The 11,682-nt window shown below is 72.1% G+C and carries 12 protein-coding genes; all 12 read left to right on the top strand.

The window, feature by feature from the left end:
• The first annotated feature begins 30 nt into the window (after positions 1-30).
• Positions 31-996, top strand: coding sequence for a homoserine kinase (gene thrB, locus OERS_RS07985; protein WP_068625379.1), 966 nt, complete (start codon positions 31-33; stop codon positions 994-996).
• Between the two features lie 315 nt (positions 997-1,311).
• Positions 1,312-3,408: a transcription termination factor Rho gene (rho, locus tag OERS_RS07980; protein ID WP_068625378.1), complete on the top strand. Its 2,097-nt coding sequence runs from the start codon at positions 1,312-1,314 to the stop codon at positions 3,406-3,408.
• Positions 3,409-3,572: 164 nt separating this feature from the next.
• Positions 3,573-3,791, top strand: a complete 219-nt coding sequence (rpmE, locus tag OERS_RS07975) for a 50S ribosomal protein L31 (RefSeq protein ID WP_056646165.1) — start codon at positions 3,573-3,575, stop codon at positions 3,789-3,791.
• A gap of 214 nt (positions 3,792-4,005) precedes the next feature.
• Positions 4,006-5,094 carry a peptide chain release factor 1 gene (gene prfA, locus OERS_RS07970; protein ID WP_056646168.1) on the top strand — a complete coding sequence of 363 codons (1,089 nt, stop codon included), beginning with the start codon at positions 4,006-4,008 and terminating at the stop codon, positions 5,092-5,094.
• Positions 5,095-5,135: 41 nt separating this feature from the next.
• The gene (gene prmC, locus OERS_RS07965) at positions 5,136-6,128 is read left to right on the top strand and encodes a peptide chain release factor N(5)-glutamine methyltransferase (RefSeq protein ID WP_068625406.1); all 993 of its coding nucleotides are present in this window, start codon (positions 5,136-5,138) and stop codon (positions 6,126-6,128) included.
• Positions 6,129-6,133: 5 nt separating this feature from the next.
• Positions 6,134-6,970 carry an L-threonylcarbamoyladenylate synthase gene (locus OERS_RS07960; protein WP_369800617.1) on the top strand — a complete coding sequence of 279 codons (837 nt, stop codon included), beginning with the start codon at positions 6,134-6,136 and terminating at the stop codon, positions 6,968-6,970.
• The gene (locus OERS_RS07955) at positions 6,967-8,256 is read left to right on the top strand and encodes an MraY family glycosyltransferase (protein WP_083201311.1); all 1,290 of its coding nucleotides are present in this window, start codon (positions 6,967-6,969) and stop codon (positions 8,254-8,256) included. Before OERS_RS07960 ends, OERS_RS07955 begins: the two co-directional genes overlap by 4 nt.
• Positions 8,253-8,759, top strand: a complete 507-nt coding sequence (locus OERS_RS07950) for a hypothetical protein (RefSeq protein WP_068625377.1) — start codon at positions 8,253-8,255, stop codon at positions 8,757-8,759. The genes OERS_RS07955 and OERS_RS07950 overlap by 4 nt, the downstream gene beginning before the upstream one ends.
• 228 nt (positions 8,760-8,987) lie before the next feature.
• Complete coding sequence (gene atpB, locus OERS_RS07945) at positions 8,988-9,806, top strand: F0F1 ATP synthase subunit A (protein WP_056646174.1); 819 nt, start codon at positions 8,988-8,990, stop codon at positions 9,804-9,806.
• Positions 9,807-9,923: 117 nt separating this feature from the next.
• A complete protein-coding gene (atpE, locus tag OERS_RS07940) occupies positions 9,924-10,151 on the top strand; it encodes an ATP synthase F0 subunit C (protein WP_030149959.1) in 228 nt (75 codons plus the stop codon).
• Positions 10,151-10,744, top strand: a complete 594-nt coding sequence (locus tag OERS_RS07935; RefSeq protein WP_056646177.1) for a F0F1 ATP synthase subunit B — start codon at positions 10,151-10,153, stop codon at positions 10,742-10,744. The genes atpE and OERS_RS07935 overlap by 1 nt, the downstream gene beginning before the upstream one ends.
• Positions 10,744-11,559 (top strand): F0F1 ATP synthase subunit delta, encoded by an 816-nt coding sequence (locus OERS_RS07930; protein ID WP_068625376.1) that lies wholly within the window; start codon positions 10,744-10,746, stop codon positions 11,557-11,559. The genes OERS_RS07935 and OERS_RS07930 overlap by 1 nt, the downstream gene beginning before the upstream one ends.
• The last annotated feature ends 123 nt before the right edge of the window (positions 11,560-11,682 follow it).

Here is an 11,682-nt window from a genome sequence, read left to right as displayed (position 1 = left end):
CCACACTTCACCTGACGAGAGGTCACCGCGATGCAGCTCGGAGCCGACCATGTGCGGGTGCGCGTGCCCGCCACGAGCGCGAACCTGGGGCCCGGGTTCGACGCCCTGGGGCTGGCGCTCGCGCGCTACGACGTCCTCGAGGTCCGCGCGCTGGGCAACGGTGACGTGGTCGTCGACGTCGAGGGGGAGGGGGCCGGCGAGGTCCCGGGGGACGAACGGCACCTGGTGGTGCGCGCGCTGCGCGCGGCCCTCGAGCTCGTCGGGGCTCCCCAGACCGGGCTCCACCTGACCTGCACCAACGCGATCCCGCACGGCCGGGGGCTCGGTTCGTCCGCGGCCGCGGTCGTGGCGGGCATCGCCGCGGCCCGCGCGCTCGTCGCGGACCCCGCAGCGCTCGACGACGCGGCGGTCCTGCAGCTCGCGACCGAGTTCGAGGGGCACCCCGACAACGCGGCCCCGGCGATCTACGGCGGCGCGACCATCGCCTGGACCAGCACGGTCGAGGGGCGCGAGGGCGCGCACGCCGTGCGGCTCGACGTCCACCCGGACATCGAGGCCACGGTCCTGGTCCCCTCGACGAGGCTCGCCACGAGCCGCGCTCGAGGCGTGCTGCCGGAGACCGTCCCGCACGCCGACGCAGCGCTCAACGCGGGCCGCGCGGCCCTGCTCGTCGACGCGTTGACGCGCTCGCCCCAGCACCTGTTCGAGGCCACCGAGGACCGTCTCCACCAGGAGTATCGCGCGGGCGTCATGACGGCCTCGTGGGAGCTCGTGCGTGCGCTGCGTCTCGACGGCCTCGCCGCGACCATCTCGGGAGCCGGGCCGACGGTCCTGCTCCTGGGCCGTGCGCAGGACCGCGAGCACGCGGACGCGGTCCTGCGCGAGCTCCTGCACGGCTCGGACCTGTGGCGGGCCTACCGTCCGGGGATCGACCTGGAGGGCGTCCGCTCGGAGCGGGTCGTCGGCAGCACGGGCCTGTCGGCATCGATGCGCTGAGCGACGCGTCGACCGGTGCGGCGACTGGTCTTCCCAGGTGCTACGGATGGTAGAATCCATTGAGCCTTCGCAGGTTCGTGATGATGCCTCGGTGATTCCTCGACGAATCTCCGCCGAGTCCCCGGGCATCGGCAGAGCAACGACTGACTGCGCCTCATACCCCGCGAGAAGGCAATCCAGCCCACGTCAGCTGACGTCGTCGTACCACTGACGCGTGGTTCCACTGCGTTCCGGCCGTCACGTGCCGAGCGTCGATCACCCGCGGCCCACCCCTCGCACAGAGCAAGTGGGCGCAAACGAGGGGAAGGGTCCTTCGTGACAGACACCACCGACACCGCCCGTGCAGGCGCACTCTCGACGCTGCGCCTCCCCGAGCTGCAGGCACTCGCCTCGCAGCTCGGTGTGAAGGGCACGTCCAAGATGCGCAAGAGCGATCTTGTCGACGTCATCCGTTCCACCTCCGGCGAGACGAGCGCCTCCGGGCGCCCCGCCGGAGCGTCCGCTCCTGCGCGTCGCGCGCCGGAGAAGGACACCTCGGCCGAGAAGGTCGTGCTGCCCGCCGTCGAGGCGCCCGCACGTCAGGCGACCGAGAGCATCGAGCGTCCTCGCCGCGAGCGAGGCGCACGCGCCGAGCGCGCCGGCACGGGCGAGAGCAGCGACAAGGCTGCCGACATCATCGCCCCGCTGCTCGAGCAGACCGCGCGTGCGGCCCGCGACGGCGGCGACCGTCCGGTCGCCGGCGAGACCCCCGACGAGCGCGCTGCACGCGCAGCCGCCGCGGTCGGTCTCGTCACGGGCTCCGAGCGCGGTTCGCGTCGTTCCGGTCGGGGCGCCGGTGCTCCGCGCGGCGGCGAGGCCGAGCAGGCTCGCGAGACGGCCCCCGAGGGCGGTGCGGCCCGTCAGGGCGGCGAGCGTCAGCAGCAGGGTCAGCGTGACCAGCAGGGTCAGCGTGACCAGCAGGGCGGCGACCGTCAGCAGGGCGGTCAGCGCAGCGACCGTCAGCAGGGTCAGCGCGACCAGCAGGCGCAGGGCAACCAGCAGGGCGGCCAGCGCACCGACCGTCAGCAGGGTCAGCGCGACCAGCAGGGCGGCGACGACTACGACGAGCGTGGCGGACGCCGCCGTCGGGGTCGCGACCGCAACCGCGACCGCGACCGCAAGCGCGGACGCACGCGCGGCGGGAACATCGACGTCGCGGGCCTCGACGAGATCGAGGTCACCGAGGACGACGTCCTGCTGCCCGTCGCGGGCATCCTCGACGTCCTCGACCAGTACGCGTTCGTGCGCACGAGCGGCTACCTGCCCGGACCGAACGACGTCTACGTCTCGCTCGGACAGGTCAAGAAGGCGGGCCTGCGCCGCGGCGACGCGATCATGGGTGCCGTGCGTCAGCCCCGCGACGGCGAGAGCTTCCAGCAGACGGGACCGCGCAACCAGAAGTTCAACGCGCTGGTCCGTCTCGACTCGGTCAACGGCATGGCCCCCGAGGCCGCCCGCAACCGCGCCGAGTTCAACAAGCTCACGCCGCTCTACCCGCAGGAGCGCCTGCGTCTGGAGACGGGCGAGGTCGGTCGCCTCACGCCGCGCGTGATCGACATCGTCGCGCCGATCGGCAAGGGGCAGCGTGGCCTGATCGTCGCGCCGCCCAAGGCCGGCAAGACGATCATCATGCAGCAGATCGCCAACGCGATCACGACGAACAACCCTGAGGTCCACCTCATGGTCGTGCTCGTGGACGAGCGACCCGAAGAGGTCACCGACATGGAGCGCACGGTCAAGGGCGAGGTCATCGCCTCGACCTTCGACCGTCCGGCGTCCGACCACACGATCGTCGCCGAGCTCGCGATCGAGCGCGCCAAGCGTCTCGTGGAGCTGGGCCAGGACGTCGTCGTGCTGCTCGACTCGCTCACGCGTCTCTCGCGCGCCTACAACCTCGCGGCTCCGGCCTCGGGGCGCATCCTGTCCGGTGGTGTCGACGCCTCGGCGCTCTACCCGCCCAAGCGCTTCTTCGGCGCGGCGCGCAACATCGAGAACGGTGGGTCGCTCACGATCCTCGCCTCGGCGCTCGTCGAGACCGGCTCCAAGATGGACGAGGTCATCTTCGAGGAGTTCAAGGGCACGGGAAACATGGAGCTCCGGCTCTCCCGCTCGCTCGCGGACAAGCGCATCTTCCCGGCCGTGGACGTCAACGCGTCCGGCACGCGCCGCGAGGAGATCCTCATGCCGCAGGACGAGCTCCGCATCGTCTACAAGCTGCGCCGCGTGATGGGTGCGCTCGACCAGCAGCAGGCGATCGAGCTGCTGCTCGGCAAGCTCAAGGAGACCAAGTCCAACGTCGAGTTCCTGCTCCAGGTGCAGAAGACGACGCCGGGCGGTATCCACAACGACGAAGAGGTCGGCCGCGCCGTCTGACCCGTCCTGCGGGTCGGTCGCACCCTCGTCCTGACGGCCGGCCGACCCGCAGATTTTTCGTGTGCCGGACCCGTCTGGCACAATGTCCTGTTGGTTTCCCCGTCCCCGGTTCACGGCTGCTGTCCAGGCAGGCGACCCGGGGGCACCCCACTGAGGAGAGTCCTGTGAAGGCTGATATCCACCCCACGTACGTCGTGACCGAGGTGACCTGCACCTGCGGTTCCACGTTCGTCACGCGCAGCACCGAGACGTCCGGGCGCATCTCGTCCGACGTCTGCTCCGCCTGCCACCCGTTCTACACGGGCAAGCAGAAGATCCTCGACACCGGTGGCCGCGTGGCTCGCTTCGAGGCTCGTTACGGCAAGAAGGCCGCCGACAAGTAGCGACTCTCCAGCGCCGGTGGTCCGAGCGCCCGTCCAACCTCTCCAGGGGCAGGCGGCGTGCTCGTTCCACCGGCGCTGTCGTCTTTCCCGGTGGGCGGGTGCCCGGCGCGCACGTGCCGGAGGCAGCCGCACCGAGCCGCACCCAGCCATACCGGCCGCGCAGAGTCGCACGCAGCCGGACAGCCCTAACCATCCCTCTCGTCAGGACACCCTCGTGACCGAGTCCTTCGCCGCCGTCGAACACCTGCTCGCCGAGCACGCCGAGATCGAGACGCTGCTCGCCGACCCCGCGGTCCACGCGGACGCCGGCCGTGCGCGCACGCTCGGGCGCCGCTACGCCGAGCTGGGCCAGGTCGTCGCGGCCTACCGCGCGTGGCGCGACGCGACCGACGACGTCGAGGCCGCGGCCGAGCTGGTGGCCGAGGACAGCTCGTTCGCCGCCGAGCTGCCCGCGCTCCAGGAGACGGCCGCGGCCGCGACCGAGAAGCTGCGCCGGGTCCTCGTGCCGCGCGACCCCGACGACGGGCGCGACGTGATCCTCGAGATCAAGGCGGGCGAGGGCGGCGAGGAGTCCGCGCTGTTCGCGGGCGACCTGCTGCGCATGTACCTGCGCTACGCCGAGCGCCGGGGCTGGAAGACCGAGATCATCGAGGCCACCGACTCGGACCTCGGCGGCTACAAGGACGTCCAGGTCGCGGTCAAGGCGCGAGCGGGCGCCACGGATCCCGCGGACGGCGTGTGGGCCAACCTCAAGTACGAGGGCGGCGTGCACCGCGTCCAGCGCGTGCCCGTGACCGAGTCCCAGGGCCGCATCCACACCTCGGCCGCGGGCGTGCTCGTGTTCCCCGAGGTCGAGGACGCGGGCGAGATCGAGATCGACCAGAACGAGCTCCGCATCGACGTGTACCGGTCCTCGGGCCCGGGCGGGCAGTCGGTCAACACGACGGACTCCGCGGTGCGCATCACGCACCTGCCCACGGGGATCACGGTCTCGATGCAGAACGAGAAGTCCCAGCTCCAGAACCGCGAGCAGGCCATGCGCGTGCTGCGCGCCCGCCTCCTGGCCGCGCGCCAGGAGGAGGAGGCGGCCGCCGCGAACGACCTGCGCCGGTCCCAGGTGCGCACGGTCGACCGGTCCGAGCGCATCCGGACCTACAACTACCCGGAGAACCGCATCGCGGACCACCGCACGGGCTACAAGGCGTACAACCTCGACCAGGTCCTCGACGGCGACCTGGAGCCCGTGATCCGTTCGGCCATCGACGCCGACGAGGCGGCTCGCCTCGCCGCAGCGGCGTCGTGACGACGGTCGGGGTCCCGGGCCCGGGCGCGCTGCCCGCAGGCCTGCCCGACGACGTCTCGCGCCTCCTGCGGGAGGCTGCGGCCGGTCTGGCGCAGGCGGGCATCGACTCCCCGCGCGTGGACGCCGAGCTGCTGCTCGCGCACGTCGCGGGCGTGCCGCGCGAACGGGTCGTCTCCGCGGCCGTGCTCGGCAGGCCGGTCGCGTCGCTGCTGCTCGCGAGCGGGAGCGCGCCGGGCGTGGACCGGACGGCCGAGCAGGTGCTCGACGAGATGTCCCGTCTCCTCGCGGCCCGCGCCGAGCGCGTCCCGCTCCAGCACCTGACGGGCTCGGCGCCGTTCCGGCACCTCGAGCTCCTCGTGGGGCCGGGCGTGTTCGTCCCGCGCCCCGAGACCGAGCAGGTAGCGCAGGTCGCGATCGACGAGGCCCTCGAGGTCGCTGCGCGCAGACCCGGAGAGCCCGTCGTCGCCGTGGACCTGTGCACGGGTTCGGGCGCGATCGCCCTCGCCCTCGCGACCGAGGTCCCCGCGGCCCGGGTGCATGCGGTCGAGCTCGACCGCGACGCCCACTCCTGGGCCGAGCGCAACGTGGCGCGCACGCGCGCGGCGAGCGGCGCCGTCGTGCACCTCGTGCGAGGGGACGCGCGCACCGCGTTCGCCGACCTCGACGGGGCGTGCGACGTCGTCGTGTCCAACCCGCCCTACGTCCCGCCGGGCGCGGTCCCGCGCGACCCCGAGGTCGCGCTGCACGACCCGCAGGTCGCGCTCTACGGCCTGGGCGACGACGGCCTCGAGGTGCCGCGCGGCGTGACGCGCGCCGCGGCCCGGCTCCTGGTCGACGGCGGGCTCTACGTCATGGAGCACGCCGAGGTCCAGGCCGAGGCGGCCCGTGACATGGTGGCCCAGGTCGGCGGGTTCGACGAGATCCGGACCGTCGACGACCTGACCGGCAGACCCCGCATGGTCGTCGCGCGCCGCGTGCGCGCGACGAGCGACGCACCGGCCGCGCAAGCGGACCCTTCGGACATGGAAGACTGAGAACCGTGAGCTCTGTGCACCCCGTCACCGACCCGAACGCCTGGGGATCGTCGATCGACGAGGCGGTGAACGCCGTCTCGCGCGGCGGGCTGATCGTCCTGCCGACCGACACCGTCTACGGGATCGGCGCCGACGCGTTCGACGCCCAGGCCGTCGCGGCCCTGCTCGCCGCGAAGGGGCGCGGGCGGCAGATGCCCCCGCCCGTCCTGGTCCCGGACACGCGGACGCTCGACGGCCTCGCGACCGACGTGTCCGCGGACGCCCGCGCGCTCGTCGAGACGTTCTGGCCCGGTGGCTTCACCATCATCCTGCCCGCCCAGCCGTCGCTCGCCTGGGACCTGGGGGAGACGCACGGCACGGTCGCGCTGCGCATGCCGGACCACCCCGCGGCCCTCGCGCTCCTGCGCCGCACGGGACCGCTCGCGGTCTCGAGCGCGAACGCGACGGGTCGCCCCGCAGCCCTCGACGTGACGACGGCGCAGGAGCAGCTCGGCGACTCGGTCACGGTCTACCTGGACGGCGGCGACGCACCCGGGGGAGTGGCCTCGACCATCGTCGACGCGACCGGTCCGCACCTGCGCGTCGTCCGAGAGGGGGCCGTCTCGCTCGAGCGCATGCGTGTGATCGCGCCCGTGCTCGGGCTCGGCGAGGAGCCGCAGGAGCCCGACGACGAGGCGCAGGCCCCCGAGCCGGCCTCGGACGCCGCGGGCTCCGACGAGGTGCCCTCAGACGGTGCAGCCGTGGTCGGCGACGCGCCGTCCGAGCCCGGGCTCGTGCCCGCACCCACCACGGACGCCGCCCCGACCGCCACGACGAGCGACCCGGAGGCGAACGACGGGTGAGGGTCTATCTGCTCGTCCTGCTGATCGCGGCCGCGGTCACGTACCTCCTGACGCCCCTCGCCTACTGGGTCGCGGCGAGGACGGGCGCCATCACGGCCGTGCGCGACCGCGACGTGCACACCGTCCCGACCGCCCGCCTGGGAGGGCTCGCGATGACCGCGGGCCTCGTGGTCGCGGTGACGTTCGCGTCCCAGATGCCCTTCCTCAGCGGGGTCTTCGCGACCGACCAGCAGGCCTGGGCCATCGTCGGCGGCGCAGTGATCGTGTGCCTGCTCGGTGTCGCCGACGACATCTGGGACCTCGACTGGATGACCAAGCTCGCGGGACAGGTGCTCGCGGCGCTCTTCATCGCCTGGCAGGGCGTGCAGCTCGTGACGTTCCCCATCGGCGGGCTCACGATCGGCTCGCCCCGGCTCTCGCTCATCGTCACGGTGCTCGTGGTGGTCGTGGTGATGAACGCCGTCAACTTCGTCGACGGGCTCGACGGCCTGGCCGCGGGCCTCATCGCGATCGGCGGCACGGCCTACTTCGTCTACACGTACAGCCTGACCGTCGCGGCGAGCCCGACCGACTACTCGAACCTCGCGACGCTCGTCATGGCCGGGCTCGTCGGCATCTGCCTCGGGTTCCTGCCCCACAACTTCTACCCGGCACGGATCTTCATGGGGGACTCGGGCTCCATGGTGCTCGGGCTCGTGCTCGGCGCGGCGGTCATCGTCGTGACGGGCAACATCGACCCCGGTGTCGCGGTGGACCCGAGCAAGCAGCGCACGCTCATCCCCATCCTGCTGCCCCTGGCCGTGATCCTGCTCCCGCTGCTCGACATGGTCCTCGCGGTGCTCCGCCGGGTCGGGACGGGCAAGTCACCCTTCCACCCGGACCGGCTCCACCTGCACCACCGGCTCCTCGCGCTCGGGCACTCGCACCGCCGCGCCGTGATCATCATGTACCTGTGGACCGCGGTGTTCGCGTTCGGGGCCGTGTCGCTCGTGTGGTGGCCCGCGGAGACCGTGGCGATCGGGCTCGGCGTGGCGATCGTGATCGCGCTGCTGCTCACGCTCGGGCCCCTGCGCTCCCGTGGCCGGTTCCTCGACGACGACGCGGTGACCGCGCCCGAGGGCATCCCCACGACCGTCCCGCGGCGCGCGGGAGCGCCGAGCGGCGCCTCGCCCGTCGTCCGCAGCACGGTCTCGGGCGCGACGCCGAGCGCCACCGCGCCCGTCCCCGATCCTGACCCCCGACCGGCCCGCACCGGCCCGGCCCACCCTGAAGGAACCTCCCGATGACGACTCCCACGCCCCACGGCGCCGACGACCCCACGACCCCTCCGGAGCAGCCGGCCTCGCAGGCCCAGCCCGGCGAGGTCACGGCCGACGCGGTCGGTGACGCCGTGAGCGCCGTGTTCCGTACCGCGCTGCGCGACACCCTGATCCTGCTCGTCGGGCTGCTCGTCCTGGGTGTCGCGCTCGGCGCGCTCCTGGCCGGGACGGCCGGCGTGTGGGGAGCTCTCATGGGCGTCGGGATCGCGCTCGTGTTCTCCGGGACGACGATCGTGGCCATGGCCCGCACGGCCCGCTCGACCCCGACGACCACCGCCGCCGTGGTGCTGGGCAGCTGGCTCGTCAAGATCGTCCTGCTCGGGATCGTCCTCGCGGTCCTGCGGAACTACGAGTTCTACGACCGGGTCGTGTTCGCCGTGGTGCTCCTCGTGGGAGTGATCGGCTCGGCGCTGCTCGACTACCGTGCGGTCGACCGCGGTCGCATCCCGTACGTGACGCCCAAGCCCTGAGGTCGCGGGCCGGTCGGGACCGCTCCCGACGGCGCAGCGAGACTCGGCCGCCGGGGCGCACAGCGACCGGTGCCGGGGCATCTTAGACCCACCTCGCGCAGATCTGCCCGACGTGAGTGACCTGTGAAGGTCCGAACATGCGTTAGGCTATCGGCGAATCCATGAAGGCCTGGTCCGACGGCGTGCCCGCGCACGGCCCCGGAAACCGACGACCACTGGGAGTCCACCCTGTTCACGCTCGCGACCCCCTCTCCCTTCGTTGCCGCTGCAGAAGGCGAAGGCGGCTTCCACGCGCCGACGATCGGTGAGTTCTTCCCCGACGCCATCCTCTTCGCCGGCACCCCGTTCGAGTTCAACCGGCTGCAGCTCATCCGTGTGATCGCGACGATCGTCCTGCTGACGATCTTCCTCATCGCGGCCCGGCGCGCCAAGCTCGTGCCCGGCAGGTTCCAGAACGGCGTCGAGATGGTCCTCGACTTCGCTCGCGTGAACATCGTCGAGGAGATCATGGGGACCGAGCGGGCTCGCCGCTACGTCCCGATGATCACGACGATCTTCGTGACGATCCTCGCGTTCAACCTCACGGGCGTCGTGCCCGGCCTGAACCTCTCGGGCACCTCGGTCGCCGGCGTGGCGATCCTCCTGGCCCTGTGGGTCTTCGTGGCCTACTGGGCCGCGGGCATCCGCCAGCACGGCCTGTGGGGCTACATCCGGGCGAACCTGTTCCCCCCGGGCGTGCCGTTCCCGATCTACTTCATCCTGGCGCCGATCGAGCTGCTCCAGCTCCTGATCATCCGCCCGGCCTCGCTGGTCATCCGACTGACCGCGAACATGGTCGCCGGCCACATCATGCTGGTCCTGTGCTTCGCCGCCACGAACTTCCTCCTGCTCGAGGCCGCTCCGGCCCTCAAGGCGATCAGCGCCCTGACGCTCGCCGGGGGCATCGCGATCACCCTCTTCGAGGTCTTCGTCGCGGGCCTGCAGGCGTACATCTTCGCGCTCCTCGCCACGGTCTACATCAACATGTCGATCGAAGAAGAGCACTGACCCGCACCGCAGACCCTGGTTCCGCCGCCTCGGCGTCGGCGCCGTCCCTGAGCTCCACCTGACGCAACGCACCTGACGCCCGTTCGCACGACCGGGCGCCCAACGGAAGGAAACACCGTGGACGTCACCACCCTCGCCGCTGTCGAAGGCAGCATCAACACCATCGGCTACGGCATCGCCGCGATCGGCCCGGGCATCGGCCTCGGCATCCTGATCGGCAAGACGGTCGAGGGCATGGCCCGCCAGCCCGAGGTCGCCGGCCAGCTCCGCGGCACCATGTTCATCGGTCTGGCCTTCGTCGAGATCCTCGCCCTGCTCGGCTTCGTCGCTGGCTTCATCTTCTGATGTCGACCATCGGCCCCCAGGCGGTCCTCGCCGCAGAGTCTGGCGAGGTCGACCCCATCCAGCTGTTCCTTCCGCCGTTCTACGACCTCTTCTGGTCGGCGGTCGTCCTGATCATCATCGCGGTCGTCTTCTACAAGATGGTCCTTCCCAAGTTCCAGGCGGTGCTCGACGAGCGCACGGCCAAGATCGAGGGTGGCCTGGCCAAGGCTGAGTCCGCTCAGGCCGAGGCCGCGGCAGCGCTGGCGGAGTACCACCAGCAGCTCCAGGAGGCACGCACCGAGGCTGCGAAGATCCGTGAGGACGCGCGCGCCGAGGGCACGGCCATCGTGGCCGACCAGAAGGTCAAGGCCGGCGAGGAGGCCGCTCGCATCGTCGAGACGGCACACCGCCAGATCGAGGCCGAGCGCCAGCAGGCGTCGGTCTCGCTGCGCAACGACGTGGGGACGCTCGCGACCCAGCTCGCGTCGAAGATCGTCGGCGAGTCCCTCGAGGACTCCGCACGTCAGTCGCGTGTCGTGGACCGCTTCCTCGACGAGCTCGAGGCTGCGGGAGCCGGGGCTGCCAGCGCGGCGGCCAACGGCAAGGAGGGCTGATGCGCGGGACGAGCGGAGCCTCCCTCGCGCAGGCTCAGGAGCGTTTCGAGCCGGTGCTGCGCGCGGCGGGTGAAGGAGCCTTCGCCCTGGGCGAGCAGCTCCTCACCGTCGCCGCGGCGCTGGACGCCTCGGTGCCCCTGCGTCGCGCCCTCGCCGACCCGTCGCGGTCGGGCGAGGAGAAGGCGGCCCTGGCCGCCGACCTCCTCCGGGAGGGCTTCGACGGTCGTGTGGTCGACCTCGTCTCGGGCGTCGCCCGCGGACGCTGGGCGCGCGACGTGGACATCGCGGACGCCGTCGAGCACCTCGGTGTCGACGCGGTCCTGGCCTCGGCCGAGGCCCGCGGCGCGCTCGAGCGCGTCGAGGACGAGCTCTTCCGCATCACGCGGTCGCTCGTCGGGGAGCGCGAGGCACGTCGAGTGCTCACCGAGACCTCCACGGACCCCGCTCGTCGCAAGGCGTTCGTCGACGCGCTGCTCGCGGGCAAGGTCGACCCGGTCACCCAGTTCCTCGCGGAGCGGGCGACCATCGCACCCCGGGGGCGTCGCTTCGTGGCCACCCTCGTGTGGCTCGGGGAGGTCGCCGCACAGCGTCGTCGTCGTCTCGTCGCCTCGGTGACGACCGGTGCGGTGCTCAGCCAGGCACAGCAGGACCGTCTGTCCGCGCTCCTCGAGCGCGCGTACGGCCGGGCAGTCCAGCTGAACGTCACCGTGGACCCCGAGGTCCTCGGCGGCCTGCGCGTCCAGGTCGGAGCGGACGTCGTCGACTCGACGGTGCTCTCCCGCCTGGCCGATGCACGCAGACGACTGGTCAGCTGACCTGTTCGCCCGAACACTGAGGTCCTCGCGGCCCCCGGTGTCGTCGACACCCTGCCGGCTCCCGAGCCGGCGAACTGACAAGAACGTTCGACCGTTCCCGCACCTCGCGGGGCGGCCACGACA

It is taken from the genome of Oerskovia enterophila (assembly GCF_001692445.1).
Taxonomy (GTDB): Bacteria; Actinomycetota; Actinomycetes; order Actinomycetales; family Cellulomonadaceae; genus Oerskovia; species Oerskovia enterophila.
Note: the sequence above shows the minus strand (reverse complement) of the source record. Positions and strands in the feature narration are given on the sequence as shown.